We start from the raw sequence: 25,292 nt of genomic DNA on the forward strand, positions 1-25,292 counted from the left end.
GTATACGCGCAGCCGGGGCGTCATCAGCGCTGCAAAGCTTGGCGTCGGATGCGGTTGGGCGCAGCTGTCCTGCTCTCTGTTGTCCCTCCCCCGCAGCACATCCTTCCGAGGTCATGTCCATGACGACCTGGACTGGGTGAGCCGTGAACTGGCCACGATCAACGTGCTCGCCGTACTGGAAAGCGTGGAGGCGCAGCTGCAATCGCATTTGAAAGATCGGCTTGGACGTCGGTGTGACCGAGGCGCTGCTTCACGAACTGGCCCAGGTGCTGGACAAGCGCGTCGGTGCGGCCGCGGGCACACGCGCCAAGGGCGGCACCGGCCAAAGCCAGGGCCCAACGAGCCTGGACAAGGCTTGATGACCGCGGCGCATGCTGCCGGTGCGCATGCGGCTGCCGATGGCGGCACCAGGTCGAAACCGATTGGACCCCGCTAAAGCGGCGTCGGGCCAGCCGCCAGCGCAGACCGCACGCCGGCCTGCTTGACGATCAACTGGCCGATGTATTGCTCGGCCAGCCTGGTGCCGATCTCCAGCGCGGTCTGCAGCGAGCCAAAGGTAGGCGCAGCCGGCAGCGGAACAGGATGACCACAGACGTGCAAGGTCTCAAGCACGATGCGCCGGTGCCCGAGCTGTCGAGCGACCACGCGGTATGGCAGGCCCCGGTCGGTGCCTTCCGTGGACATTCTGTCGGTGCAAGAGGTGCTCATCGGATTCGAGCATAGCTGTGATGCCCAAATTCGGTGGCAACGGAACTTGAACAATTTAGACAGGCGCTAGCGCTGCGACTGCAGCGCACTCCTGATATCACGGATGCGACCTGACCAAGCCGTGCCGTGCCGAGATGGCACCGATGTTCCGCCCTGCGTGGCGCACGTCGCGCCACCGACGAGGCAGGCATCAGCGATCTGCTGTAGGAGCACGCCGCATTTTGAATGCCGCCTGTGCTCAATACCCACAGCAAGCCAAGCACGGACGGATCGATCGTATCGCTTCAGTTGAACACGGAGATGGCGCTACCCAGACAAACGCAATTGCACGACTCATTTTGTTCCCCCTGTATGGCCCTGTAGAAACTCACGTATACACGCACGCGTTTTGAGAAAGCAGCAGGGCCATTGCTGTCGCGTTGGTTCAAAACGGCTCGGACCGCGGCAAACGACATCGGATACGGATGAGCACGTTTAATACCTTTACCATTGAAACCAGTGCCACCTGTCGACGCGCGTCACTGATTACGGTATTCGTCTGCAGCCGCGCCGCCAGTCCAGTTTATTGTCGTGCTCGATGGTGGCGCGGGGTTTTCATTGGAATGGGCCGGTTTATTCGAAAAGGCGGTACCGCAAAATGATCGTCACCTGTCGACGACCTCGGTTTGTTTCTAGTAGCCGTGCAGTGTGTGATCTTCAACACGGAATATGACGACATGACGCTTGCTTTGGATAACAAACGGCAGGAACAGCACTCCGACTGGTCGGGGGTGCCGATCGACCTGGGTGGCATGGAGCCGCTCGATCAGATCGCGCGTCTGCTGTGCCATGCACTGGTTGCGCCTGCGGCCGCATTGACCATCATCGAGGGCGGTCGCGTGCGCGTGCTGGCAGCGCGTGGCATCAGCGCCGCCCATGTCCAGCAGGCCATCGAATTGTGCCTGCATGTTTCTGCTGCGCCCAATGGCGTGACAGAGCTGATTGAACCTGCCGCCCTTGCCCCAATCCAGCTGGGCGACGCCGCCTTCCCGGGCTTGCCGGCGCGTTTCATTGCCTGCGTTCCTGTAGGCGCACCGCAGACCGGTGTATCCGGCACCCTGTGCGTGATCGATACGCGTGAGCGGCGCCTGGCCAGCCAGGAACACCAACAGCTGCTGATGTTCGCCAATGTGGCTGCGGCGCAGCTGGAACTGCAATTCGGCGCCGGGCGGCGCGAACCGCATAGCGGCTTGCTCAATGCACGCCAGCTGCAATCGGACCTGGATGCCCTCGCCTTCGGCAGCCATTGCGTACCGACCATTGCTGCCTTCATCGAGGTCTACGACACCCAGGCGGCCAATGAGGCGCGTCAGGCGCTGGGCATGCAGCCGCTGGAAGAACTGGTGCGCCACGCCAGCTATGTGCTGACCCGCGCGCTGCGCGGCAAGGCCACCGTCTATCACGTGGCGCCAATGCGCTTTGCGTTTTTCCTATTGAATTCCGCGCCCGACGAGATGGAGGACTTGCTGCTCGACCTGCGTGACATGTTGCATGCGCCGATGGATGCGGCCGGCATCCCCATGGCGTTGACCTTTCATGCCGGAGTTGTCCGCTTTGCACCACAGCAGCCGGACACCAACGATGTCATGCGCAAGGGACTGGTGGCGCTGGGCGATGCGATCAGCAATCACGCCATCGTGTGCTGGTACAGCGCATCTCATGACGACGCGATCCAACGTTCGTACCGATTGGCGCTGGATGCCGAAAAGGCCCTGGACGCGGGCGATTTCCGTCTGGTTTTCCAGCCCCGGATCAATCTCGAAGACTTGTCGGTGACCGGATTCGAGGCGCTGTTGCGCTGGCGTCATGCCAGCCTCGGCCCGATCGGTCCGGATGAATTCATCCCGCTGTTCGAAAAGACCGCCTTGATGTGCACCGTCACCAACTGGGTGATCGAAAACGCGTTGGTGCAATTGGCCGGGTGGCGTGCGCAGGGGCTGGACTTCTCCATGTCGATCAATCTGTCTTCGCGCGATTTCGGCAACCGCAATCTCGCCGCAGACGTCATCCATCGCTGCAAGGAACTGGCCATTCCCACTTGCCGGATCGAGCTGGAAATCACCGAGGGCCGCTGGCTGCGCAGCAATGTGGAGGCAGTGCCACGGCTGCGCAGCCTGCGCGAGGCCGGAATCAGTGTGGCCATCGACGACTTCGGGACCGGCTACAGCAACTTCGGTTACCTCACCGAATTGCCGGTCAACGTCCTCAAGCTCGATCGCTCGCTGGTGACCGGCATCGCCACCAAGGCCGGCATGCAAATGCGCGCCGAGGCCGTGGTACGCCTGGCCAGTGCGCTGGGCTATCGCACCGTGGCAGAGGGCATCGAGCACGCCGACGAAATCGCGCTGCTGCGCAGTTGGGGATGCGATGAAGCGCAGGGCTATCTGCTGGCACGGCCGATGGAGGCGGAACTGGTCGCGGCATATGTGGCACACGCCGCAGCCGAGCGACGCTTGCCATGATGCGATCTGTCTGAAGCGCGATACGCGTGTGCATTGCTCTTGACCGATTCGCGCGGCACCGCCCTCGCCTGCTGCAGTGATACACATGGCAACGCAGCGCCCACGCTGTGTTGCCATGCGGCGGCTAGCTCAGATCGTGCAAGTCCTTGCCCAGTGGCGGACCTAACGTCCAGTCGGAGAAACGCACCTTGAGCCCGGCACGCTCCGGCGTGCAACACATCGGCCCCACCTGATATGCGTCGGCGACAGGAAACGGGGAAAGCCTCACCAGTGGCCAGGTATGGCCATCGGCCGACACCTGCAGACGCAGAACGCCGTCGGCAACGGTGGCGCGTATCCAAAAGTCCTTGGGGTCGGCCTCATAGGGGCCTGTCGCCCAATCCGAGACCGGATTGGTCAATACGCTGCTGAGCATGGCACGGCCATCGCTAAGCTCGATGCCCGCCTTGACCCAATGCTGCTCGTCCACGCGCACCATGATGCCGGCCTGATCGTAGAGCGACTCGTATTGCGCACGCACCCGCAACTGCGCGGTGAACCGCGCTGCAGCGGCAATACCGAGAAAATGCCCGCCATCGCGCGTAAATCCGTAATGCGTCTTACGCCAGAAATCGGTGGCCTTGTCAGTGACCACGTCCAGCATGCCACCGTTGATTGCGACGGTCCGCGGCCGATTGAGCCAGCTGCCATCCTGCCACTGGGTGTCCTGTGCCATCGTGTTCTCCGTGTTGGATTGCCTGGCGAGTACACCGCCGCTGATGGCCATTCCCATTGCGCCGCCCAGCAGGCGCCTGCGTGCACCGTCTATCGCATCGTGGGTCATTCAGTGTCGTCCATGCATTTTGAAGAACTGCATAGTCTAGCCGCGCACTGGGTCAATACGCGCGGGTTTGGGAGGTGCTGCAGGTGGATGGCGGCGCTGGGGCGCCAGCTTCGATGCTCGCGCCAGCCCATGCTGTCAGCGGTGTGCGAGCGCGTAGTCCAGCGCCGCGCAGATGGCCGCCACCTGCGCGGCATTGCACTGGGCCGGCGTGGCGCGCGGGCTGTCCGGATACACCTCGGTGGTGGTGCGATAGCGGGCGTCGGTGACGCCCGCGCACAGACCCAGACGCCGCACCGGGTAATTGATGACCCCATGAGCGACCACCGCTGCGCCGATGATCTGGCCGTTCGCGTCGGCAGGTGCGATATGGGTGACCTCGGCGACGGCGGCGATGATTGCCTGCTGAAATTGCGGTTGCGGATCTTCGCTATCGCCCACCAGGTAGAAACCGTCCGGAATGCTGCCCGGCACGAAATCGACGCCGTCGCGTGCGGCCAGGGCCGGACGAAATTCGGTCTCGTCGCTGTCGGTGGTTTCATGCAGATCGATGTGCACCAGCATCTGGCCGGCCACTGTGGCGACCAGTTGCATCAAGGCCGCCGACTCGGCGGCCGGGCTGTCCGGCCGAAACGCACGATTGGGGTCGATGGCATCGGCATTCCAGCGTTGGACCCGTTCGTAGCCCCAGGGATTGACGCACGGCGCCACCAGCAGATTGAGCTTGCTTGCGTAGGCCGCGGCGCATTGCTGCAGGAACTGCAGCGCACCCTGCACGCCGCTGGTTTCATAGCCATGCACGCCACCGGTCACCAGCGCGCAGGGCAATGCGGCGTCCCACTCGGCACTGCGCAGTGCGATCAACGGATACTGCTCGGACGTCGCCTGGATCGTTCCGTAATGCACGCGCTGGTAGCTGGCATCCAGCGCATCGATCACCTGCACCACATCGATGGCATGACTGCGCTGACCCACCTGGCGCGCTCGCCATACGGCGCGCTCTGCCTCGCCCCAGGGTTGTCGTGGGGTGCCGATCGGATACGCCATGCGTTCTGTCATTACGGGTGCCGTCCGTTGAAAGACGGCCAGGGTAAGCGCTAGGCGCTGGGCGGTCCATTCGGCGGCAGACGCGATGACAGCAACCGCCCGCAAGGTCGAGTTCGGTGACGGCTTGCCATCAGACTTCAGTGTCCAAAAGCCTCTGTCGACCACGAGTCCGCTACCGCCCTGCAGGCAACTTACCACGACTGCGGCCGATGCAAATACTGCACTCGCTTTGCGCAGGCGCACCAAGCAATCGCGAAATATCTCACTGCAATCGATGGCGGGTACGCGACAACAAGTGAAAAAACTTCCTGCGCCTTCGTGATGCAATGCATATCAAATGTCTTCGTCAGGTCTCAAACAACCTAAGCAAAGCGTGATTGCATCGAAAACAGTGGGGAGCTGCAATCGATTGTTCCAGCAGTACTGTCAGCGCTGCGGACAGTTCCGCAGAAACGAAGCAGGCCCTGCACATAGCGTGCAGGGCCTGCAGCCCGCTGTGCAGCAAGAACGGCGCGCAGGATGCGCGCCGCACTCTTGCTCAGACGGCTTCTTCCTGAGGCTTGGCCTGCTTGGAACGCCCACCCTTGCTGCCGATCCGCGACATATGATCGCGATCGCGACTCACGGCCTGGCCGCCTTTGCGGCCGGCTTCACGTGCTTCGTCGCTGGTGAATTCGTGCGCGTTGCCGCTGGCATGCGCTGCCTTGCCGCCGCTGCTCGCCAACACACGTCGCTTTTCGGGATCCAATGCGGCAAAACCGCGCCGGCTACGAGTACTGCTTTGTCCGTCTTCCACTGTGCCTCCTCTCGATGCGTCGATCACGCCACTGGTAGTGGGGGCAACGCAACTATCGTGCCAACCCGAGAGCCATGCAAGCCGGTGCCAAGCCGCACAATGCAGGAAAAAACAGCTGCGCTCGCTGTGCAAATCTTGCACTCCGGCCATGCGCTGGCTGATGTTGCGCTGGCGACACATGGATAGCGCTACCAACGCGTCCGCACGAATGGCCTGCTTGGTGCGGACGCGCCGGCGACAACCAGGCGCAGCATCGGCGGATCGATCGATGTCCCAGCTCGCCCGGTGCGTTGGCGAACTGGAACCAAGAGCAAGGCTGGGAGACGTCAGACCGGCACCGCCGTAGCGCCGCGCCCCGCAGCAAGCAATGCGGCCACATGCCGCCCGATGCTCAGGCAGCAGGTCAAGCCTGGCGACTCGATCCCGAACAGATTCACCAGACCGGCGATGCCGTGCATGGACGGACCGTCGATACGGAAATCGGCCGCCACCTCGCCCGGCCCGTTGATCTTCGGGCGCACACCGCAGTAGCCGGGCCGCAACGCACCGTCCGGCAAGCCAGGCCAGTAGCGCCGGATCGCTGCGGCAAAACGCGCGGCATGCGCTGGCTCGCAGTGATAGTCGGGCTGCGCGACCCACTCCACGTCGGGGCCAAAGCGCGCACGCCCATCCAGATCCAGCGTGAGATGCACACCCAGGCCGCCAGGTTCGGGCATGGGGTAGATCAACTGCTGGAATGGCGAACGTCCCGCCAGGGTGAAGTAGCTGCCCTTGGCGAAATAGCCGCGAACCTGTGCATGCGCTGGCAGGCCATCGATCCGCGCGGCCAGTGGCGGCGCGCCGTGACCGGCGGCGTTCACCAGCCAGGCGCAGGTCAGCCTCTCAGGCTGACCCGCGACGGTCACGCACAGACCATGCACAAGCGGCTCGATCTGCGCGACTGTGGCACGCAGCGCCACGGTGGCGCCATGCGCCTCGGCATCGCCTTGCAACGCCAGCATCAACGCGTGGCTGTCGATGATGCCGGTGGTGGTGGACTCCAGCGCCGCGACGCAGCGCAAGGCCGGTTCGCGTGCATGCACATGTGCCGCGTCGAGCGGCAGCAAGCCGTGCGCGCCGCTGGCGATGGCGCTGCGGTACAACTGCTCAAGCTGGCCGCGCTGCGCCTGGTCGCAGGCGATGATCAATTTGCCACAGCGCCGATGCGGCACGTGGCGTTGTTCGCAATAGGCATACAGCAGCGGATTGCCGCTGATGCACAACTGCGCTTTCAACGAACCGGCCGGATAGTAGAGTCCGGCATGAATCACCTCGCTATTGCGTGCGCTGGTGCCGGTGCCAACGGCGTCTTCGGATTCCAGCACCAGCACCTCGTGCCCTCGCATCGCTAGCTCGCGCGCAATTGCCAGCCCCACCACTCCGGCACCTATCACGATGCATTCGACGTCTTGCATGCCCGCTCTCACACGATGGTCGATCAGTCTATCTGCACACTGGAACCATCCGCACACTGGAACGCGCAGGATTGTCGGGACCGTTATCACTGTTTTCTCACTATCCGGCTCTATATTCGGCCCACCACATGACGTGAATCACGTTATTCGACGCCGACAGACGTTTTTCCGAATGTTGCGGTGCGCATTCTTCCCCCGCCCGTGCGCGACCTGTTGCGTCCGGTTCGAAGCTGCAATCACCGAAGGAGTTTGAATGGACGCAACGCGTTCGGTCCTGCTCGCCTCTAATTACGAGGCATGGCCAGAGGCCTTCAACGGGCAGGCATATGCATTGCTCAACGTGGTCCGCAGCCTGGAACACGCGAAGCTGCTGTGCCCTCCCGCAGCCGATTACACCCGCGGACGCGGCGTCAATCCTGGCGTGTCGTATCTGCTCAACGAGCTCAAACATCGCGGCATCTCTGCACTGCAGCGGCTGAACGGGCGGCCTGCGCTCTCCAACGCACAGCCCCGGGTTGTCGAACAGGACTACGACCTGTTCTTCTACGTGTGCCAGTTTCCCAGGGAATTGAGCACGCTTGGACGCATCAAGGGATGGCGCGAGCGCTGCCGCAGCCGCGTGGTGTATCTGCTGGAAACCTGGCCGGAATTGCTGGAATCGCAGAAGGCGGAGTTGAAACTGCTGGATCAGTTCGACCATGTGTTCGTGCTCAATGCCAGTTGCGTCGATGCGCTGCGCCGCTACACCAGCACACCGGTGTCGTTTCTGGCCAGCGCCTGCGACACCCTGCTGGCAACGCCATGGCCGCGGCCACCGCAGCGCTGCATCGACGTGGTCAGCATCGGCCGGCGTATGCCGCAGGTACACGCGCAATGGCTTGCGCATGCACAGGCCAACCCCGATTTTTTCTATCTGCATGATGTGCTGCGCGGCGGCGCGGTGCAGGACTGGGCTGCGCATCGGCTGCAATCGGCTGCCATGATCAAGCGCGCCAAGTTCTTCATGGCGCACGACTTCGTGGTCGACACACAGGGATTCTTCAAGGGCGTGAAAAAACAGGCGCTGGCAACGCGCTACTTCGAAGGGGCCGCCGGGGGCGCGGTGATACTCGGCTCCGCACAGGCATGCCCGGAATTTGCCCAGCACTTCGATTGGGAAGACGCGGTGATCGAGCTGCCGGCCGATGGCGAGAAAGTCGGCCTCTTCCTGCGCGATCTGGAGCAGCAGCCCGACCGACTAGAGCGTGCCAGACTGCACAACACCGTGCAGTGCCTGCGACGGCACGACTGGGCACACCGGTGGGCGCAAATTCTGCAGACGCTGCAGCTGCCGCGCCCGCCACTGATGGCCGAGCGCTTTGCCATGCTCGACAACCTGGCCACGATGGCCGAACAGACTGCCTGCCCACCGGCGATCGCGCTGAGTATGACCGCCTAGCGCTGCATCGCACTGCACCGAGATCACCGGCGCATCAGTTCAAGGATCAGCAATGAAAGCAGTCATCCTGGCCGGCGGCCTGGGAACGCGCATTTCCGAAGAAACCACCATCCGCCCCAAGCCCATGGTGGAGATCGGCGGCAAGCCGATCCTCTGGCACATCATGAAGATCTACGCACACCACGGCATCCAGGATTTCATCGTCTGTCTTGGCTACCGCGGTGAGGTGATCAAGGATTTCTTCATGAATTACCACATGCGCGAATCCGACGTCACCTGCGATCTCGCCAGCAACACCATCACCTTGCACAACACCCGCGCCGAGCCTTGGCGCGTGACGCTGGTCGATACCGGCGCTCAGACCATGACCGGGGGCCGGTTGCGCCGCGTGCGCGAGCATCTGCGAGACGAGGCGGCGTTCTGCATGACCTATGGCGATGGCGTGGCCGACGTGGACATCACGGCCGCCATCGCACTGCACCAGCGCGAAGGCCGCATGGCCACGGTCACCGCAGTACAACCGCCGGGCCGCTTTGGTGCCTTGCGCGTGGAAGGCGAGCAGGTCACCGGATTTCGTGAGAAGCCGCTGGATGGCGATGGCCTGATCAACGGCGGTTTCTTCGTGCTCGACCCGCGCGTGATCGATGTGATCGACGGCGATGCCACCGTGTGGGAGAACAGCCCACTGGAAACGCTGGTCGACCGCGACGAACTGAGCGTGTATCGCCACGACGGCTTCTGGCAGCCGATGGACACGCTGCGCGACCGCAATCATCTCGAAACCCTCTGGTCATCCAATCGCGCGCCCTGGCGCGTCTGGGAGTAAAGACATGCGCATTCTGATCACCGGCAACATGGGCTACATCGGCCCGGTCGTGGCAGCGCATCTGCGACAACGCTATCCGCAGGCCTGGTTGGTGGGGCTGGATCGCGGCTGGTTCGCGCATTGCCTGTCCGACCCGCGTCGCCTGCCGGAAGTGGTGCTGGACCAGCAATGGTTCGGCGACGTGCGCGATCTCACCGCGCAACAATTGCAGGGCTTCGACGCAGTGGTGCACCTGGCGGCGATTTCCAACGATGCGATGGGCAAGCGTTTCGAACTGGTCACAGATGCGATTAACTGCCGCGCCAGCGTGGCGGTGGCGCAGGCAGCCGCGCAGGCCGGCGTGGGCCACTTCGTGTTCGCCTCCAGCTGCAGTGTGTACGGCGCCGCCGCCGATGGCACGCCACGTTCGGAAACCAGCGCCATCGCACCGCTGACAGCGTATGCGCATTCCAAGATCGACACCGAACGTGCGCTGGCGCAGCTGGACACCGACATGGTGATCACCTGCCTACGGTTCGCCACCGCCTGCGGTGCCTCGCCGCGTCTGCGGCTGGATCTGGTGCTCAACGATTTCGTTGCCAGCGCGGTGGCCAACGGCACCGTGGAAGTCCTGTCGGATGGCTCGCCATGGCGGCCGTTGATCCATGTGCGCGACATGGCCCGCGCCATCGACTGGGCACTGAGCCGCACGCCAGTGGCGGCCGGGCAGTTCCTGTTCGTCAATGCCGGCTCGGAGCGCTGGAACGTGCAGATCCGCGATCTCGCCCATGCGGTCGGTGTGGCGATTCCCACTGCGCATGTCGCGATTTCCACTAGCGCACCCAGCGACAACCGTTCCTACCGCGTGGACTTCTCCTTGTTCGAACGCCTGGCGCCGGAACACCAACCGCAGGAAACCCTGCGCTCCACCATCACCGAGCTGCGCGACGATCTGCAGCGCGCCGGATTCCGTGATGGCGACTTCCGTCAGGGTTCGGACTTCATTCGTTTGCGCATCCTGCAGCACTTGGTCGATACAGGAACCCTGGCACCGGATCTGAGGGTGGCTGCATGATCTTCCACCCCACCCCGCTGGCCGGTGCGTTCGTGATCGAGCCCGAACAACACGGCGATGCGCGCGGCTGGTTCGCACGCGTGTTCTGCACCCAGGAGATGGCGCAGGCGGGCCTGGTCGATCAGTTCGTGCAGGTCAATAACTCGTTCAATGCGCACGCCGGCACCTTGCGCGGCATGCATTATCAGTTGCCGCCTGCCGCAGAGGTCAAGATCGTGCGCTGCATTCGCGGTGCGCTCTGGGATGCGATCGTGGATCTGCGCCCGGATTCGCCCACCTATCTGCAGTGGTACGGCACCGAATTGACCGCGGACAATCGCCTGGCGCTGTACGTACCGCGCGGCTTTGCGCATGGCTTCATCACCTTGCAGCCGCAAACCGAGGCGTTCTATTTCGCCAGTGCGATGTACACGCCGCAGGCCGAGCGTGGCTTGCGCTGGAACGATCCACGCCTGGGGGTGCAGTGGCCGCTCGAACCCCAGCTGGTGTCCGACAAGGATGCGGCTTGGCCGGATTTCGACGAACAACAGCACGGCATTCCCACCCATGCCGGACTCACTCAGCGGGAGCGCCCATGAATATCGATCGTCTGTTGCAGGCGCGTGCCGCCGAAGGCCGCCCATTGCGTGTTGGCCTGTACGGCGCCGGCTTCATGGCGCGCGGCATCGTCAACCAGATCGCGCACTCGGTGCCGGGCATGCTGGTATCGGTGATCTGCAATCGCAGCGTGGACAAGGCGCTGGAAGCCTACCGCCAGGCCGGCCAGCACGCACGCGTGGTGGATGGGGCCAGCGAGTTGAAGCGCCAGATCGCCGCCGGCATTCCGGCTGTGACCGACGATCCCGCACTGCTGTACGAATGCGATGCGCTGGATTGCCTGATCGATGCCACCGGCGCCATCGACTATGGCGCACGCATCAGCCTGGGCGCCATCGCCCATGGCCGCCATATGGTCACGATGAATGCCGAACTCGACGGTACCGTCGGCCCGCTGCTCAAGCGCAGGGCCGATGCCGCCGGGGTGATCTTTAGCGCCTGCGATGGCGACCAGCCCGGTGTGCAGATGAACCTGTACCGGTTCGTGCGCTCGATCGGTTTGACGCCGCTGCTGTGCGGCAACATCAAGGGCTTGCAGGACCCGTATCGCACACCGGCGACACAGGCCGGTTTCGCGGCGCGTTGGGGCCAGGACCCGCACATGGTCACCAGCTTTGCCGACGGAACCAAGATCAGCTTCGAGCAGGCGATCGTGGCCAATGGCACCGGCATGTCGATCCTGCAACGCGGCATGACCGGCTACGAGCATCGCGCACATGTCGACGCGCTGACCCGGCGCTACGACATCGAGGCCTTGCGTGCGGTGGGTGGCGCGGTGGATTACGTGGTCGGCGCCCTGCCCTCGCCCGGCGTGTTCGTACTGGCCAGCCACGACGATGCCAGGCAGCAGCACTACCTCAATCTCTACAAGCTCGGCGAAGGCCCGCTGTACAGCTTCTACACGCCGTACCACCTCTGCCACTTCGAAGTACCGCTGTCGGTGGCGCGGGTGGTGCTGCTGGGCGATGCGGTGCTGCAACCGCTGGGCGCACCGCTGGTGGAAGTGATCGCTACCGCCAAGCGCGACCTGACCACCGGCGAAACCATCGACGGACTCGGTGGCTACATGAGCTACGGCCAGTGCGAGCGCGCCGATGTCACCGCAAACACAGGGCTGTTGCCGATGGGCGTGGCGGAAGGCTGCGTGCTCCGCCATGCGGTGCCCAAGGACCAAGTGCTGACCTACGACGATGTGCAATTGCCGGCCAACCGCCTGATCGATCGTCTGCGTGCCGAGCAGGCCAGTGTCTTTGCCGACGCTGCGGAACTGGCCGCCTGAGCGCAGACATCGGCCTGCGTCCGCGTGCCGATGTCACAGCCGATGGCCGCCCTGCCTACCCGCCCCACCATCCGCGTCCTGCAGGCCGGGCGTGCGCTGGCCGCCACGATGGTGGTGCTCAGCCACAGCGTGCTGCCTACCAACCACCTGGTGCAGCGGCTACCGGCATGGCTGGCTGCGGCGCTGGCGCACGGCTATCTGGGCGTGGATTTCTTCTTCGTGCTGTCGGGCTTCATCATCTACTACGTCAACCATGCCAGTGCGGGCACGCCGGGCTGGAGCCGCGACTACGCCAGCAGCCGTATCAGCCGCATCTATCTGCCGTACTGGCCGGTTGGTGGTGCGTTGGCGCTGGCCTATACGCTGCGGCCCGCCCTGGACGATGGCGACATGGGCTGGTCGTGGTTTGCCACGCTGAGCCTGCTGCCGGTCGAAGGGCAATCCGCATTGGGCGTGGCCTGGACGCTGAGTTACGAGCTGATGTTCTACGCGCTGGCGTGGCTGTTCTTTCGTAGCGGGCATCCACTGCGCTGCGCGCTGCTGTGGGCAAGCGTGACGCTGCTGCACGCGGCACTTGGCGCGCCGTTCGCGCAGCCGGTGGAAGTTTCCTGGCGCGCGTTGCTGCTGCATCCCATCACGCTGGAATTCGTCTTCGGCATGCTGGCGTCACGCGCGGTGTTGAGCGCTGCGCCATGGTCGGCGTGGGTCGGTGGTGCGGTCGCGCTCATCGCGTCCGCGAGCTTCGTGCTCGACGGCATGCAGCGCGTGCATTCGCCGTTGTTCGGGCTGGCGATCGCCGGCGCGTTGACCTGCTTGGTGCGCGCGGAATGGCGCGGCTGGTTGCGTATCGGCCCGACGCTGCTGTTGCTCGGCGATGCGTCGTATGCGATCTACCTGGTGCATATGCCGCTGATGTCGCTGGTGGCGCGCACCACGCGCCGGATGGGGCCGCTGGCCACCTGGCCGGTGAACCTGTTGCTCAGCGTGGGCGCTGCGCTATCGCTAGGCGTGGTCTATCACCTGTGCTACGAGCGCATCGCGTTGCGGCAGGCGCGCCGGGCGCTGGCACGCCACACTACCCGGTGATGTTCTGACAGCGAAGGCGTTCATGGATCGACGCATGCAGTGGCCTGAGCTGGCCAGCGCCTGCGGCAAGGCCTGACCTCGACCACCAGCCTGCGCGAGCGCCCGCGAGGGCGAGCAGTGTACCGACCGATGCCACATCGCCTGGCACCGTATGACCTGTGCGCAGCGATGCCTGACACAATGCGCCGCTCGGCGTTTCGGCAGCGTTGACCAGCACCACACGGATGGGCGACAGAGGTATGGACGTGGTTAGCGGGTGCCATGCAACATGCTGTCGGTGCGAGCCATTTTTTCGGAGGACATTTGATGCCGTTGTTTCCGCTGTTCGCAAACCTGCAAGGGCGCGCCGTGCTGGTCATCGGCGGTGGCGAGGTCGCCACGCGCAAGGTGCTGGCGCTGCTCAAGGCCGGTGCGCATATCCGGCTGTACGCGCACGCGCTCTCGCCCGAACTGGCGGAACTGATGCAGGCCGGCCGTTTCGAACAACTGGACGGCGAGTTCGATCCTGCCTGGATCGACGACGTGTGGCTGGTGGTCGCGGCCACCGACGATGGCGAGTTGAATCAACGCGTCGCCGCTGCCGCCGGTGCGCGCCAGCGCCTGGTCAACGTGGTGGACGATGCGGAGTTGTCGACCTATCAGGTGCCGGCGATCGTGGATCGCGACCCGCTGGTCATCGCCATTTCCTCTGCGGGCGCGGCACCGATGCTGGCACGCCGGCTGCGCGAACGGCTGGAACGCGAACTGGATGTCTCGGTCGGCCGCTTCGCCGGCATGTTCGCGCGTCACCGCGAGCGCATCCGTAGCCAGTTTCCCGACATGAACCGGCGCCGGCGCTGGTTCGATCGCGTCATCGACGGCGACGTGCCGCTGCTGCTGCAGGCCGGCAACGACAAGGCAGCCGAAAGCGCATTCGTCGCTGCACTGGACGATACCGGGGCGGTGCCGGCGCGCGGCAGCGTGCAACTGGTCGGCACCGGGCCGGGCGATCCCGGCCTGCTCACCATCAAGGCGCTGCGTGCGATGAATCTGGCCGATGTCCTGCTGATCGGCGACCACATCCCCGGTGCAGTACTGGAACTGGCAAGGCGCGATGCATCCCGCCGCGCCTTGCCGCAGGAGGCCGACGCACAACAGCATCTGTTGTTGGAACTGGCCGCAGCAGGCCTGCACGTGGTCGCGTTGCACAGCGGCGCCGGCTACAACGATGCCGATGCTGCGGCAATCGAAGCGGCGCTGCAGGCGCGTGGCCTGGCCTGCGATCGCGTGCCCGGCATTGCTGCGCGTCTTGAAATCGACGCATGAGTGGTGCGCGTGTGCATCCGCAGCGAACTCAGCTTTTCGGAAAACGCTTGCGTGCGCTATCGCGCACATCGACATCGAAGGTCACCTGCAACGTCGTCTGTTCGGCATGGCCAGCACCGGTACCGAAGCTGAAACGCAATCCCTCGCGGCTGGGCAATTGCCATGCATGTTCTTCCAGCGCATCACGCGGCACCGACAACTGCCAATGCTCGGCAGTGCAATTGCAGGCCGCATCACCGTCGCTCAGGCTGACGCTGTGGCGCAGCAGTCGCGCGCCTTCCCCGCTCGGCAAGCGGCTCAGATTCTCGACGGTGCGCCCGGCAAGCAACTCGGCCAATTCGGCTTCGTCGATGCGCAAACGCAGCTGCTGAGCTTCAATCTGGATTTTCATGAATGAGCTGACTCCACTGCTCGGGCGTATTGCAATTGACGAACGCGGCGCGTTCGCTGGCGGTGACAGCGACGCGATGGCATTGCAGCGCAGCCTGCAGGGCGCGCAGCGAGCGTGACGAACCGGGGCCGGCCATCAGCGCAGTGAGCGCCTCGCGCACAACGCCATCCACGTACAGACGCATCGGCAGCATCTGGTCTTCAAAGGTAATGCAGCGCCGATGCGGTGGCGCCAGCAGCCGATCCAGCAATGGCCCGGACAGCAACGGCATGTCGACCGGCACCACCACCAGTGTCGTTGCATCGGCCACCCGATCGATCACGCTGGCCAGCCCTCCGAGCGGCCCCAGATCCGGCTGCGCGTCGGCAATCCCGGCGTAGTCCGGGCGATCGCCGCTGATCACCACCTTGTGCGCGCCGGCATCGCGCAATAGCGCCTGCATGTGCTCCAGCAATGGACGTCCGCGCCACGGCAGCAGCGCCTTGTCCTGCCCCATCCGCGAGGAACGGCCACCGGCTAGCACCACGCCCGTCCATACAGGCCTCGCGCTCATGCCGCCTGCTCGCCGGCACGGCATCGCACTACGTGCAAGTGCAGGCTCATGGCGCGATCGCCGGTGCAGCCGGCTGCAGATGGCCCAGCCCGAACACCTGCGCAGTCGTATCGGGCGCGGCGCCATCGTCCTGCGGTTCCAGTACCGCCCATACATTGGCCTGCAACAATGGCGCCACGCGGAACGACTCCTGCTGCGGCAGGATCTGCACGCAAAGCACTCCAGCAGCGCTACAGGTCAAGCATGCGCGTAGGTGCTGCCGCCACAGCGGTCGCGCAGGCATCGGCGTTTGCAACGCAACCTGCAAGCCGCGCTCGGCCGGCATGCCAAGCAACCGGCGTAGCGCCGGCTCCACGAAAAAACGCAGCCCGGCAGCGCTGGCCATCGGATTGCCCGGTAAACCGATGTACAGCGCGCCGTCTGCAAAGCGCGCCAGCAACACCGGCTTGCCCGGCCGCACCGCAACCTTGTGGAACAACACCGCCGCGCCGTGCCGTGCCAAGGCATCCGGTATGAAATCGTAACGACCAAGCGACACCGCACCGGTGCTCAGAATCACCTCGGCGTCCGCGCCTCGCGCCTGCGCAAGCGCCCGGTCGAAGTCGGCATCGGCATCGCCCACCTGCCCCTGCCAGACCACTTCGGCCCCGGCTGCACGCAACTGGCTGAGCAGATAGCCGCTGGTGCCATCGCGAATCTGGCCAGGCCGCAACGGCTGCGCCGGATCGCCGATCAATTCGCGGCCGGTCGCAATCAGGGCCACACGCGGACGCCGCACCACCTGCACACGCGCACAGCCCAGCCCTGCCAACAGCATCAAGTGCGCGGCGCGCAGCACGGTACCGGCCTCGATCACGCGATCGTGCAAGGCCACATCTTCTCCGCGTCGACGGATATGCTGACCGCAGCGACTACTGGCACGCAGACGGATGCGGCTGGGTCGTGGGCCATCATGCGCCAGCACGTCCACCTGCTCGATAGGCACCACTGCATCGGCACCCGTAGGCAAACCGGCACCGGTCATGACTTCCCAAGCATTACCTGCCGGGATGCCGCCCGCATCTTCGCCTGCGGCAACGCTGCCAGCGACCACATGTTCGCTACCGGCAATCGCACCACAGCCGGCAGTGGCCAACGCAAAACCATCCATCGCGCTGTTGTCGAAAGCCGGCAACTCCGCCGGACTCGACAACGCCTGCGAAAGAACACGTCCTTCGGCATCGGCACTGTCCACCCACTCGCCGGCAAGCGCGGCGACCTGCTGACGGACAATCGCAAGTGCGTCGGCGTAGCTGATCATGAACAGGGCACGGTCGACCGATGGATGACCTGGCTAGGATACCGGCGCCCGGCGCGGCTGGTACAGGCGTGGCGATTGCGACATCAGGGCGTCCAATCCCGTGCATGGCTTCGTCTCACCCACCGCGCACATCGCTTGAAGCCGCTAGAACGCCTTGCCCACACGGCATCTCGCACAGTGGACGCAGTTCTCCACGGTCTCTGTGCCGCATGCAACTCGTCGACCTTGTAGGCTGGCTCGCCAGTGCCGTGTTGATTGCCACCTTGATCCGCCAGATCTACAAGCAATGGCGCTCGGATGCGGCACAGGGCGTTTCGCGCTGGCTGTTCATCGGCCAGATCAGCGCTTCGGTGTTGTTTATCCTCTACAGCTATTTGGTCGGCAATGCGGTGTTTATCGTCAGCAACGTATTGATCCTGCTGACCGCCCTCACCGGGCATGTGCTGCACCAGATCAAGCAGCGTCGGGTGGCGCGTCACGCGGGCAGTATCGGCTAGCCCTGCCGCGTCATTCGGCGCTTTTCTTCGCCAGCTTGCGCGGCTTGGTGGTTCCGATTGACTTCCTGGCGGCAGGCCGCGCTGCGGCCTTCTTCGCCGCGGTCTTGGTCGTTTTCTTGGTCGTGGACTTGCGCACCGGGGCTGCCTTTGCCACGGGCCGCTTTCGTGGCCTGGGCACGGCCTTGGCCTGCGTTGCTGGTTCCGCTACCGCTTCCGGCACACGCACGCGGATCCAGGTCGGCGCATGATCGCTGGCCTTTCCCAGTGCGCGTACCCACTTGTCCACACCGGCATCCTGCAGCCCGGGCGCCAGGGTGCGATTGAGCAGCAGGTGGTCGATGCGCAAGCCGCGATCGCGCGCAAAATGCTGGCGAAAATAATCCCAAAAGGTATAGATCGGCGTGTCGCCATGCACTGCAAGCAGGCTGTCGGTCCAGCCCTGTTCGAGCAGGGTCTGGTACGCCTGGCGACTCTCCGGTTGCAGCAACGCATCCCTGCGCCAGCCCTTGGGATCGTAGATGTCGGCATCGGTGGGCACCACGTTGAAATCGCCGATCAATGCTACCGGGTGCGGCAGGTCCACCAGCGTCCTGGCGTGCCGGATCAGGCGTTGAAACCACGCCAACTTGTAGTCGAACTTCGGCCCCGGCTGCGGATTGCCGTTGGGTAGATACAGGCAGGCCACCACCACCCCGTGAATTGCAGCTTCCAGGTAGCGGCTCTGCGTATCGCCGCGGTCCCACGGCAGCCCACGACGGATTTCCACCGGATCGGCGCCGCGCGCCAGCAATGCCACGCCATTCCACGACTTCTCGCCCTGCCAGATCACGCCGTACCCGGCATCGCGGATCGCCTGCTCCGGAAAGGCGTCCTGCGTGGCCTTCAGTTCCTGCAAGCCGACGATGTCCGGTCGCTCGCGCTGCAACCAGTCCAGCAGATGCGGCAGCCGACTATTGATGCCATTGACGTTGAATGTCGCGATCTTGCGGGTGGTGGTGGACATGGGCGAGCGACCTGGCGAGGCATAAGGCGATAGCATCGCCGCCATGGCATTAAGCAGATGCTCAAGCACGGTGAAGCTCCGCTGCCTACTGGCGTACGAACTCACGGCTCGCACACCACCCATCGCCGGCGATCGCACGCGATAGCCCGCGTTCTGGACTGCCCAGCTATGCACCCGCTGCTGGCGCGGTTACCTCACTGGAAACGCGTCACTACTGCGATCCGGTCGACGAAGACCTGGCGCAATGCGCGCTCTACAGCGGCAATGCCGATCGCACCAACCGACCGACAGCAGCATTGCCGCGCCGGCTTGCTGCCAGTTGCTACGGATCATGTCCAAACCGGGCGCAGGCCGGTGTTACCTTCCGTAGCGCCCGCGCATCGAGGTTGCTGGATCAGGCGCCGGGATCCGCAGGTCCCAATTGATTGGCCGACAGGATTTCGTCGATCCGTTTGACGATTTGCGCAGCCTGTTCCTGCGAGTCGGCGGCGGCAGTGATCTTCTCTGCACGTGCATGGAATACATCCCAGAAATCGTCTGGATGCTGACGACGAATATCAGGCAATGCATCGGCGAGTTGTTTCAGTTGCGCATCGATATCAGGTGTCATTGAGGATCTCCTTGTATGCCCACGCTACCGCCGTGCTGGTGAGCCTGACGCCAACATGGCAAACCCGTGCATCGCACGGCCTGCCTTTGCGCGACAATGGTGCCATGAGCAGCCACGACATCCCTCCTGCAAATGCCCGCCTGCGCGCCCTGCAAGGCGCCTTGCTGATCGATATCCGGCAGCTGCACGAACGTGCCGGCGGCCAGGCCGAAGGCGCGTTGGCGATTGCGCAACACGATCTGGAAACGGCACCCGCACGGCATCTGCCGGCGCAGGCGCGTGAAATCGTGTTGATCTGCCAGAGCGGCAAGCGCTCGGCACACACGGCGGAGATCTTGCGCGCGCACGGCTATACGCAGGTGTCTTCGGTGCTCGGTGGCACCTCCGCGTGGACCAGCGCCGGCCTTCCATTGGTGCGCCCTACCTTGCCGCCCGACGAGCAGGATTTTCTCGAGCGCTATTCGCGCCATCTCCGCCTGCCGCAGGTCGGTCTGGAAGGCCAGCAGCGTCTGGAGCGTTCGCGCGTGTTGCTCGTCGGTGCAGGCGGGCTCGGCTCGCCGGCGGCGTTCTATCTGGCTGCCGCTGGCGTCGGCCACCTGCGGATCGCCGATGACGATGTGGTGGACCGCAGCAATCTGCAGCGTCAGATCCTGCATGTGGAGGACAGCGTCGGCGTTGCCAAGGTCACCTCCGCCGCGCAGCGCATTGCCGCGCTCAATCCACGCGTGCAGGTCCAAGCGCTGCAGGCACGTGTGACTGCCAGCAATGTCGAAGCCTTGCTGGAGGACGTGGATGTCGTGGTCGACGGCGCCGACAATTTTCCTGCGCGCTATCTGCTCAACGATGCCTGCGTCAAACTCGGCAAACCGCTGGTGTACGGCGCGGTACAGCAGTTCGAAGGGCAGTTGAGCGTGTTCGATGCCGGCCGCAGGCGCGGCCAAGCACCGTGCTATCGCTGCCTGTTTCCCGAACCACCGCCGCCCGAATTCGCACCCAGCTGCGCCGAAGCCGGCGTACTGGGGGTGTTGCCCGGGGTGATCGGATTGCTGCAGGCGACCGAGGCGATCAAGTTGCTGCTGGGCATCGGCGACACCCTCACCGGGCGCCTGCTCAGCTTCGATGCACTGGCGATGCGCTTTCGCGAGATTCGCCTGCCCCCCGATCCGCATTGCCCGGTGTGTGCACCCGGTGCTGCATTCGCCGGCTATGCCGATTACGCCGCCTTCTGCGGCAGCGCAGTCGGCTGAGAGCGGCGATCACGCCATGTAACCGGCGCTCGTGCGGGCCGATCGCCCGACAGTCGTGCACCTGGTAGCCGCGCTCGGTTCACCAGACGCTCAAAGCGCGTAAGGAATCACCTGTACGATTTCGCCTGCCTCAAAACGCCGCGCCTGTTCCGGCAACACGATCAAGGCATTGCTGTCGGCCGCACCGCGCAACAGATGCGATGCATCGCCGCGATGCGGCAACGCCGTCAGACGCCCGTCTTCGCCGCACTCCAGGCGCCCGCGCAGGAACTCCAGCCGCTCGTGGCGTTTTTCCCAGGGACTCGCCAAGGCCGCATGCCACAACGGGCGCGGCTCGCTACGTCCCTGCAGGCCATCCAGCAACGGCACGCCGTAGGCGATCAACGTCGCCAGCACCGAGACCGGATTGCCCGGCAGACCCAGCACCAGGCAGCGGCCGATCTGGCCCAGCACCGCCGGCATGCCCGGGCGCATGCGCACGCGCCAGAAGTGGATGCGGCCCAGTTCGCCGATCAGTTGCGGCAGATAATCCTTTTCCCCCGCCGAGACGCCGCCACAGGTGATCACCACGTCGAAGGCCGCAGCCGCGTCCTCCAGCATGGTGCGGATGCGTTGCGGATCGTCCGGCAGGGTCGGCCATGCGGTCGGCGCGTAGCCCAGTGCGCGCAGCTGCGCCATCAGCATGTCGCGGTTGCTGTTGTAGATCTGTCCCGGCCCCAACGGCATGCCCGGCTCCACCAGTTCATCGCCGGTGGCCAGCACCGCAATGGTCGGCCGCGGCGCCACCGCAAGCCGCGACAGACCGAGCGCAGCCGCCAGTCCGATCCGCGCAGGCGTCAACACCTGGCCACTCTGTACCACCAGATCGCCCGCGCGCACGTCACTGCCGGCCTGGCGCACCGCCGCACCCGGCGCAGGCATGCTATGGAAACGCACCACGCCATCGCGTTCCTGCGTATCCTCTTTCGGGATCACCGTATCGGCGCCATCGGGCAGCGGCGCACCAGTGGTGATGCGCAGGCATTGACCGGCGCTCAGCGTGCCGGTCCAACGCTCGCCAGCGAACTGTTCGCCGACCAGTTGCAACGGCGCATCGCCGCCAGCGACATCGGCATGCCGCAACGCGAAGCCGTCCATTGCGCTGTTGGCAAAAGGCGGCAACGCGATCGGTGCGATCAGATCGGCAGCGCTGATGCGCCCGTCGGCACGCGAAGTGGCGATGTTCTCGTCGGGCGGACGGCTGTTGGCGGCGACGGCCTGCAGGATCTGCAACGCCTGTGCATAGGGAATGCGGGAGGGATAGTCAGTCATGGCATGCAGGATACCAGTGCGCCACGACGGCCCAGAACGTCTGGCGATGCCAGTGCAGGCGCCAGAAGAATGTCACTGCAGCTTTCTGGCATGGCTCGTAGCACTGGACCACGGCAGCTTGAGGCGCTGCGGCCACTCCACCTGACGATCATTCGCCAGGCACGGATCGTTCCCTGCTTACTTGCCCTTGACGTGCTTCATCAACCGCCTTTTGCGCGCCACCTGCCGTTCGGTGAGCGTGTTCTTCTTGCCCTCGTACGGATTGGCGCCTTCGCGGAAGATGAAACGCACCGGCGTGCCGACCAGCTTGAAGCGCTTGCGGAAGAAGTTTTCCAGATAGCGCTTGTACGACTCCGGCAGCACCTTCAGGCGCGTGCCGTGCACGATAAAGGTGGGCGGATTTGCGCCACCCGGGTGCACGTAACGCAGCTTGGAGACGTGACCACGGATGCTCGGCGGCGGATTGGTCTCGTAGGCGATTTCCAGCGCCTGGTTGACTTCGCTGGTGCTGAATTCGTGCGTGGCCGACGCGTGGGCACGATGAATCGCCTGGAACAGCTCGCGCATGCCCGAGCCGTGCAGCGCGGAAATCCGCACCGCCTCCGCCCAGCTGACGAAGCCCAGCTTGCGCGACAGCAGGTCTTCGGCCTGCGCTCGCTGGTAGTCGCTCTGCCCGTCCCATTTGTTGATCGCCACCACCAGGGCACGGCCAGCGTCCAGGATGGCGCCCAGGATGGTCGCATCCTGGTCGGTGACGCCTTCGCCGGCATCGAGCATCAGCACCGCGACCTGGCATTGTTCGATCGCCTGCAGCGTCTTGAACGCGCTGAACTTCTCTACCGCTTCCTCGACCTTGCCGCGGCGACGCAGGCCGGCCGTATCGATCAAGCGGTACTGGCGCCCGTCGCGGTCCATGTCCACGGCGATCGAATCGCGCGTGGTGCCCGGCACTTCCGAGGCGATCATGCGTTCTTCGCCGAGCAGGCGATTGACCAGCGTCGACTTGCCCACGTTCGGGCGGCCGACGAAGGCGATGCGCACACGCGCCGGGTCGGTATCCAGCAACTCGCCGGCACCTTCCTCGGGCAGGCGTACGCCGACTTCCTCGAGCAGTTCGTCGATGCCTTGCCGATGCGCTGCAGACAACGCCACCACATCGGAGAACCCATAGCGCGCGAATTCCGAGCGTACGGTCTCCTCGTCGGTGCCGTCGATCTTGTTGATGACCAGCACGGTCGGCCGCGCCAGCTTGCGCAGCCAGGCCAGGATCTCGTCGTCTAGCGAGGAGGCGCCTTCGCGCCCATCGACCACGAACAGCACCAGATCGGCCTCACCGGCAGCGGCGCGGGCCTGCCGCGCGGTGGCGCCGGCCAGGCCTTCCTCGTCGCCAGCGATACCGCCGGTATCGACGACGATGAACGGGCGTTCCTCGTCAAGACGACAGACCCCGTAGTTACGGTCGCGGGTGACGCCGGGCTGGTCGTGGACCAGCGCGTCACGGGTGCGCGTCAGCGCATTGAAGATGGTGGACTTGCCGACATTGGGCCGTCCGACCAGGGCGACCAGGGGCAGCATCGCAAAGTCCTTATTGTGCCAACCGGAAGGCGGTGAGATCGCCATCGGTGTTTTGTACCAACAGAATGCCGTCTACGACGATCGGCTGCGCCAGCAGCGTGTCGCGTCCAGCGCGAGCGCGCGCGGCCAGTGCACCGTCGCTGAGTTTCAGCCAGTGCAGATAGCCCTTGTAGTCGCCGACCACGGCGTAATCGCCCTGGATGGCCACACCGGTCAGGGAGCGACGCGCCAGCGCGGCCTGCGACCACATCGCCGCACCGCTGCTCTTGTCCAGGCCCCACACCGAGCCGGCGTTGTCGGAGACCACCACCACCGCCGACGACACGCCAACGCCACCGGCGCCGCCGTGATCGCGCGTCCACAGCGGACGACCGCTCGGGCCTTCCAGTGCGAGGGTTTCGTTCTTGAAGCTGGTCGCATACAGCGTGGTGCCGTCAAGCACCGGGGCACCGTCCACATCGGACATGCGCTCCAGCTCGGTGCGGCCTTCCGGCACGCCGATGGCCTGTTCCCACAACGGGCGGCCATCCTGCAGCGCCAGGGCGCTCAAGGTGCCGCTGTCGTTGCCGACGAACAGCACGCCCGGGCCGGTCACGATCGGCGCATTGCCGCGCACCGACAAGGTCGGGCCTTCCTCGGCATGGAACCAGCGGCGCTCGCCGGTGGCAGCATCGAAGGCGCTGACGCGACCGTCGTTGCTGCGCACCAGCACCAGGTTCTGTGCAATGGCCGGTGCGGCGATGACTTCGTTCGGCACCTTGGCACGCCACTTCTCGGTGCCATCGGCCTGGTTCAGCGCAATCACGTCGCCAGACAGCGTGCCGATCACCACCAGGCCTTCGCCGACGCCGGGGCCACCGGACAGGCGCTGCTTGAACTTGCGGTCGTTACGCTCTTCCTTCTTGGGCTTGTATTCCCACACGCGCTTGCCGGTCTGCAGATCCAGCGCCTGCACGCCGCCGGTGATCGCCGCGGCGTATACCTTGCCATCGGCCACCGCCGGACGCTGGCGCACGCCGATATGGCCTTCGCCCTTGCCCACGCCGGTGGACCAGATCTTGTCGACCTTGACCGACGGCTCGAACTTGACCAGCTCGGCAGGTTCCTGCGCCTTCTTGGCAGCGGCGTCCTTCCCGGCAAACCAGCCCTTGACGGTGCTGCAACCTGCCAGCGACACGCCCATCAGGGCGATCAATGCAATGCGCTTGTACATATCAACCTGCTTCATCAAATCTGCTCCGCCGGATCGGGCACCTTGCCGCCCACATCCATCAGCTTGGTTTCCAGCAAACGGCGCTGCGGCGAGGCCACATCCACCGTGGTCAGGGCCTTGGCGTAGAGCGCACGCGCTTCATCCGGCTTGCCCTGCACGACCAGCGCATCGGCGCGGATCTCCAGGCTGGTGTGGTCTTGCGCATCGGCCAGCAGCTTGATCGCTTCGTCCGGCTTGCCGCTTTCGGTCAGTACACGCGCCAGGCGCTGCTGCACGATCTGCTTGAGCTCGCCTTCGGCCGGCACGTCGCGCAGGGTCTTGATCGCTTCGGCATGCTTGCCGGCATCCACCTGGGCCTTGGCCAGACGCAATGCAGCCAGTTCGGCGTAGACACCGCCCTTGCCGTCATCGAGCGCCACGATGTCCTTGGCCGCCTTGTCCAGGTCCTTGCCCTGGATGGACTTGACCACCGCCTCGTAACGGGTATTGGCTTCCACCGATTGAGTGGCGGTGTGCTTCTGCCACCACTGCCAGCCCAGGATCAGGGCCAGGCCCACCACGACACCGCCCACCAGCCCTGCGCCATTCTTTCTCAACCAGGAACGAACGCGTTCGCCTTGTTCGTGTTCGTCCAGCAGATCGTCGATCGCCATGCGTACTCTCGCTCCGTCATCCCGGAGG

General features: G+C 64.7%; 25 protein-coding genes. 11 read left to right on the plus strand and 14 right to left on the minus strand.

What is annotated here, in order from left to right; translation table 11 throughout:
- The first annotated feature begins 233 nt into the window (after nucleotides 1-233).
- Entirely contained in the window at nucleotides 234-359 is a 126-nt protein-coding gene (locus XarjCFBP7645_RS21930; RefSeq protein WP_258079539.1) for a hypothetical protein, read from the plus strand.
- A gap of 73 nt (nucleotides 360-432) precedes the next feature.
- Here the strand turns inward: XarjCFBP7645_RS21930 and XarjCFBP7645_RS10125 are convergent, their stop codons facing one another.
- On the minus strand, nucleotides 433-708 hold the full coding sequence (locus XarjCFBP7645_RS10125; RefSeq protein ID WP_104537385.1) for a hypothetical protein: 276 nt from the start codon (nucleotides 706-708) through the stop codon (nucleotides 433-435).
- A gap of 689 nt (nucleotides 709-1,397) precedes the next feature.
- Between XarjCFBP7645_RS10125 and XarjCFBP7645_RS10130 the strand changes: the two genes are divergently transcribed.
- Nucleotides 1,398-3,209: an EAL domain-containing protein gene (locus tag XarjCFBP7645_RS10130; RefSeq protein WP_104537386.1), complete on the plus strand. Its 1,812-nt coding sequence runs from the start codon at nucleotides 1,398-1,400 to the stop codon at nucleotides 3,207-3,209.
- 124 nt (nucleotides 3,210-3,333) lie between these two features.
- Here the strand turns inward: XarjCFBP7645_RS10130 and XarjCFBP7645_RS10135 are convergent, their stop codons facing one another.
- From XarjCFBP7645_RS10135 to XarjCFBP7645_RS10150, 4 genes are all read right to left on the minus strand, one after another.
- Nucleotides 3,334-4,032, minus strand: a complete 699-nt coding sequence (locus XarjCFBP7645_RS10135) for a DUF1349 domain-containing protein (protein WP_104537387.1) — start codon at nucleotides 4,030-4,032, stop codon at nucleotides 3,334-3,336.
- A gap of 135 nt (nucleotides 4,033-4,167) precedes the next feature.
- Nucleotides 4,168-5,088: a M14 family metallopeptidase gene (locus XarjCFBP7645_RS10140; protein WP_104537388.1), complete on the minus strand. Its 921-nt coding sequence runs from the start codon at nucleotides 5,086-5,088 to the stop codon at nucleotides 4,168-4,170.
- A 526-nt stretch (nucleotides 5,089-5,614) separates the two neighbouring features.
- Nucleotides 5,615-5,872, minus strand: a complete 258-nt coding sequence (locus XarjCFBP7645_RS10145) for a KGG domain-containing protein (protein ID WP_024940389.1) — start codon at nucleotides 5,870-5,872, stop codon at nucleotides 5,615-5,617.
- A 326-nt stretch (nucleotides 5,873-6,198) separates the two neighbouring features.
- Entirely contained in the window at nucleotides 6,199-7,326 is a 1,128-nt protein-coding gene (locus XarjCFBP7645_RS10150) for an NAD(P)/FAD-dependent oxidoreductase (protein WP_104537389.1), read from the minus strand.
- A 253-nt stretch (nucleotides 7,327-7,579) separates the two neighbouring features.
- Here XarjCFBP7645_RS10150 and XarjCFBP7645_RS10155 point away from each other — a divergent pair, with 253 nt between their 5' ends.
- The 7 genes from XarjCFBP7645_RS10155 (at nucleotide 7,580) to XarjCFBP7645_RS10185 (ending at nucleotide 14,911) form a co-directional block, all read left to right on the plus strand.
- Nucleotides 7,580-8,764: a glycosyltransferase gene (locus tag XarjCFBP7645_RS10155; protein WP_104537390.1), complete on the plus strand. Its 1,185-nt coding sequence runs from the start codon at nucleotides 7,580-7,582 to the stop codon at nucleotides 8,762-8,764.
- 52 nt (nucleotides 8,765-8,816) lie between these two features.
- Nucleotides 8,817-9,590: a glucose-1-phosphate cytidylyltransferase gene (gene rfbF / locus XarjCFBP7645_RS10160; RefSeq protein WP_104537391.1), complete on the plus strand. Its 774-nt coding sequence runs from the start codon at nucleotides 8,817-8,819 to the stop codon at nucleotides 9,588-9,590.
- Nucleotides 9,591-9,594: 4 nt separating this feature from the next.
- Complete coding sequence (locus tag XarjCFBP7645_RS10165; RefSeq protein ID WP_104537392.1) at nucleotides 9,595-10,644, plus strand: NAD-dependent epimerase/dehydratase family protein; 1,050 nt, start codon at nucleotides 9,595-9,597, stop codon at nucleotides 10,642-10,644.
- Nucleotides 10,641-11,222: a dTDP-4-dehydrorhamnose 3,5-epimerase gene (rfbC, locus tag XarjCFBP7645_RS10170; RefSeq protein ID WP_104537393.1), complete on the plus strand. Its 582-nt coding sequence runs from the start codon at nucleotides 10,641-10,643 to the stop codon at nucleotides 11,220-11,222. Before XarjCFBP7645_RS10165 ends, rfbC begins: the two co-directional genes overlap by 4 nt.
- Nucleotides 11,219-12,520, plus strand: a complete 1,302-nt coding sequence (locus XarjCFBP7645_RS10175) for an NAD(P)H-dependent oxidoreductase (RefSeq protein ID WP_104537394.1) — start codon at nucleotides 11,219-11,221, stop codon at nucleotides 12,518-12,520. Before rfbC ends, XarjCFBP7645_RS10175 begins: the two co-directional genes overlap by 4 nt.
- A gap of 42 nt (nucleotides 12,521-12,562) precedes the next feature.
- Complete coding sequence (locus XarjCFBP7645_RS10180) at nucleotides 12,563-13,606, plus strand: acyltransferase family protein (RefSeq protein ID WP_104537395.1); 1,044 nt, start codon at nucleotides 12,563-12,565, stop codon at nucleotides 13,604-13,606.
- Between the two features lie 306 nt (nucleotides 13,607-13,912).
- A complete protein-coding gene (locus tag XarjCFBP7645_RS10185; RefSeq protein ID WP_104537396.1) occupies nucleotides 13,913-14,911 on the plus strand; it encodes an NAD(P)-dependent oxidoreductase in 999 nt (332 codons plus the stop codon).
- Nucleotides 14,912-14,939: 28 nt separating this feature from the next.
- On the opposite strand, the gene XarjCFBP7645_RS10190 is transcribed toward XarjCFBP7645_RS10185, so the two are convergent.
- The 3 genes from XarjCFBP7645_RS10190 to XarjCFBP7645_RS10200 are packed head-to-tail and all read right to left on the minus strand — an operon-like array spanning nucleotide 14,940 to nucleotide 17,155.
- A complete protein-coding gene (locus XarjCFBP7645_RS10190) occupies nucleotides 14,940-15,302 on the minus strand; it encodes a hypothetical protein (protein WP_104537397.1) in 363 nt (120 codons plus the stop codon).
- Nucleotides 15,286-15,855, minus strand: a complete 570-nt coding sequence (locus XarjCFBP7645_RS10195) for a molybdenum cofactor guanylyltransferase (protein WP_104537398.1) — start codon at nucleotides 15,853-15,855, stop codon at nucleotides 15,286-15,288. The genes XarjCFBP7645_RS10190 and XarjCFBP7645_RS10195 overlap by 17 nt, the downstream gene beginning before the upstream one ends.
- A gap of 46 nt (nucleotides 15,856-15,901) precedes the next feature.
- On the minus strand, nucleotides 15,902-17,155 hold the full coding sequence (locus XarjCFBP7645_RS10200; protein WP_104537399.1) for a molybdopterin molybdotransferase MoeA: 1,254 nt from the start codon (nucleotides 17,153-17,155) through the stop codon (nucleotides 15,902-15,904).
- A gap of 209 nt (nucleotides 17,156-17,364) precedes the next feature.
- Here XarjCFBP7645_RS10200 and XarjCFBP7645_RS10205 point away from each other — a divergent pair, with 209 nt between their 5' ends.
- Nucleotides 17,365-17,652, plus strand: coding sequence for a PQ-loop domain-containing transporter (locus tag XarjCFBP7645_RS10205; protein WP_104537400.1), 288 nt, complete (start codon nucleotides 17,365-17,367; stop codon nucleotides 17,650-17,652).
- A 10-nt stretch (nucleotides 17,653-17,662) separates the two neighbouring features.
- Here the strand turns inward: XarjCFBP7645_RS10205 and xth are convergent, their stop codons facing one another.
- Complete coding sequence (gene xth, locus XarjCFBP7645_RS10210) at nucleotides 17,663-18,655, minus strand: exodeoxyribonuclease III (RefSeq protein WP_104537401.1); 993 nt, start codon at nucleotides 18,653-18,655, stop codon at nucleotides 17,663-17,665.
- A 394-nt stretch (nucleotides 18,656-19,049) separates the two neighbouring features.
- Nucleotides 19,050-19,265 carry a hypothetical protein gene (locus XarjCFBP7645_RS10215; protein WP_104533412.1) on the minus strand — a complete coding sequence of 72 codons (216 nt, stop codon included), beginning with the start codon at nucleotides 19,263-19,265 and terminating at the stop codon, nucleotides 19,050-19,052.
- A gap of 104 nt (nucleotides 19,266-19,369) precedes the next feature.
- Between XarjCFBP7645_RS10215 and moeB the strand changes: the two genes are divergently transcribed.
- Nucleotides 19,370-20,512, plus strand: coding sequence for a molybdopterin-synthase adenylyltransferase MoeB (gene moeB / locus XarjCFBP7645_RS10220; protein ID WP_104537899.1), 1,143 nt, complete (start codon nucleotides 19,370-19,372; stop codon nucleotides 20,510-20,512).
- A 90-nt stretch (nucleotides 20,513-20,602) separates the two neighbouring features.
- On the opposite strand, the gene XarjCFBP7645_RS10225 is transcribed toward moeB, so the two are convergent.
- The 4 genes from XarjCFBP7645_RS10225 to XarjCFBP7645_RS10240 all read right to left on the minus strand — a co-directional run bounded on the left by XarjCFBP7645_RS10225 (nucleotide 20,603) and on the right by XarjCFBP7645_RS10240 (nucleotide 25,264).
- Nucleotides 20,603-21,823: a molybdopterin molybdotransferase MoeA gene (locus tag XarjCFBP7645_RS10225; RefSeq protein ID WP_104537402.1), complete on the minus strand. Its 1,221-nt coding sequence runs from the start codon at nucleotides 21,821-21,823 to the stop codon at nucleotides 20,603-20,605.
- Between the two features lie 177 nt (nucleotides 21,824-22,000).
- Nucleotides 22,001-23,398 carry a ribosome biogenesis GTPase Der gene (gene der / locus XarjCFBP7645_RS10230; protein WP_104537403.1) on the minus strand — a complete coding sequence of 466 codons (1,398 nt, stop codon included), beginning with the start codon at nucleotides 23,396-23,398 and terminating at the stop codon, nucleotides 22,001-22,003.
- 10 nt (nucleotides 23,399-23,408) lie between these two features.
- Complete coding sequence (gene bamB, locus XarjCFBP7645_RS10235; protein WP_166776353.1) at nucleotides 23,409-24,626, minus strand: outer membrane protein assembly factor BamB; 1,218 nt, start codon at nucleotides 24,624-24,626, stop codon at nucleotides 23,409-23,411.
- Complete coding sequence (locus tag XarjCFBP7645_RS10240; RefSeq protein WP_016904423.1) at nucleotides 24,626-25,264, minus strand: YfgM family protein; 639 nt, start codon at nucleotides 25,262-25,264, stop codon at nucleotides 24,626-24,628. Before XarjCFBP7645_RS10240 ends, bamB begins: the two co-directional genes overlap by 1 nt.
- Nucleotides 25,265-25,292: the final 28 nt, after the last annotated feature.

Origin of the sequence: Xanthomonas arboricola (assembly GCF_002940665.1) — a bacterium.
GTDB lineage: Bacteria > Pseudomonadota > Gammaproteobacteria > Xanthomonadales > Xanthomonadaceae > Xanthomonas > Xanthomonas arboricola_B.

What these genes read in the sequence shown, in the direction of transcription:
- XarjCFBP7645_RS10125 (WP_104537385.1), bottom strand. Translation starts at nt 708, where the DNA reads ATGAGCACCTCTTGCACCGACAGAATGTCCACGGAAGGCACCGACCGG.
- XarjCFBP7645_RS10135 (WP_104537387.1), bottom strand. Translation starts at nt 4,032, where the DNA reads ATGACCCACGATGCGATAGACGGTGCACGCAGGCGCCTGCTGGGCGGC.
- XarjCFBP7645_RS10140 (WP_104537388.1), bottom strand. Translation starts at nt 5,088, where the DNA reads ATGACAGAACGCATGGCGTATCCGATCGGCACCCCACGACAACCCTGG.
- XarjCFBP7645_RS10150 (WP_104537389.1), bottom strand. Translation starts at nt 7,326, where the DNA reads ATGCAAGACGTCGAATGCATCGTGATAGGTGCCGGAGTGGTGGGGCTG.
- XarjCFBP7645_RS10155 (WP_104537390.1), top strand. Translation starts at nt 7,580, where the DNA reads ATGGACGCAACGCGTTCGGTCCTGCTCGCCTCTAATTACGAGGCATGG.
- rfbF (WP_104537391.1), top strand. Translation starts at nt 8,817, where the DNA reads ATGAAAGCAGTCATCCTGGCCGGCGGCCTGGGAACGCGCATTTCCGAA.
- XarjCFBP7645_RS10165 (WP_104537392.1), top strand. Translation starts at nt 9,595, where the DNA reads ATGCGCATTCTGATCACCGGCAACATGGGCTACATCGGCCCGGTCGTG.
- rfbC (WP_104537393.1), top strand. Translation starts at nt 10,641, where the DNA reads ATGATCTTCCACCCCACCCCGCTGGCCGGTGCGTTCGTGATCGAGCCC.
- XarjCFBP7645_RS10175 (WP_104537394.1), top strand. Translation starts at nt 11,219, where the DNA reads ATGAATATCGATCGTCTGTTGCAGGCGCGTGCCGCCGAAGGCCGCCCA.
- XarjCFBP7645_RS10180 (WP_104537395.1), top strand. Translation starts at nt 12,563, where the DNA reads ATGGCCGCCCTGCCTACCCGCCCCACCATCCGCGTCCTGCAGGCCGGG.
- XarjCFBP7645_RS10185 (WP_104537396.1), top strand. Translation starts at nt 13,913, where the DNA reads ATGCCGTTGTTTCCGCTGTTCGCAAACCTGCAAGGGCGCGCCGTGCTG.
- XarjCFBP7645_RS10190 (WP_104537397.1), bottom strand. Translation starts at nt 15,302, where the DNA reads ATGAAAATCCAGATTGAAGCTCAGCAGCTGCGTTTGCGCATCGACGAA.
- XarjCFBP7645_RS10195 (WP_104537398.1), bottom strand. Translation starts at nt 15,855, where the DNA reads ATGAGCGCGAGGCCTGTATGGACGGGCGTGGTGCTAGCCGGTGGCCGT.
- XarjCFBP7645_RS10200 (WP_104537399.1), bottom strand. Translation starts at nt 17,155, where the DNA reads ATGATCAGCTACGCCGACGCACTTGCGATTGTCCGTCAGCAGGTCGCC.
- XarjCFBP7645_RS10205 (WP_104537400.1), top strand. Translation starts at nt 17,365, where the DNA reads ATGCAACTCGTCGACCTTGTAGGCTGGCTCGCCAGTGCCGTGTTGATT.
- xth (WP_104537401.1), bottom strand. Translation starts at nt 18,655, where the DNA reads ATGTCCACCACCACCCGCAAGATCGCGACATTCAACGTCAATGGCATC.
- XarjCFBP7645_RS10215 (WP_104533412.1), bottom strand. Translation starts at nt 19,265, where the DNA reads ATGACACCTGATATCGATGCGCAACTGAAACAACTCGCCGATGCATTG.
- moeB (WP_104537899.1), top strand. Translation starts at nt 19,370, where the DNA reads ATGAGCAGCCACGACATCCCTCCTGCAAATGCCCGCCTGCGCGCCCTG.
- XarjCFBP7645_RS10225 (WP_104537402.1), bottom strand. Translation starts at nt 21,823, where the DNA reads ATGACTGACTATCCCTCCCGCATTCCCTATGCACAGGCGTTGCAGATC.
- der (WP_104537403.1), bottom strand. Translation starts at nt 23,398, where the DNA reads ATGCTGCCCCTGGTCGCCCTGGTCGGACGGCCCAATGTCGGCAAGTCC.
- bamB (WP_166776353.1), bottom strand. Translation starts at nt 24,626, where the DNA reads ATGAAGCAGGTTGATATGTACAAGCGCATTGCATTGATCGCCCTGATG.
- XarjCFBP7645_RS10240 (WP_016904423.1), bottom strand. Translation starts at nt 25,264, where the DNA reads ATGGCGATCGACGATCTGCTGGACGAACACGAACAAGGCGAACGCGTT.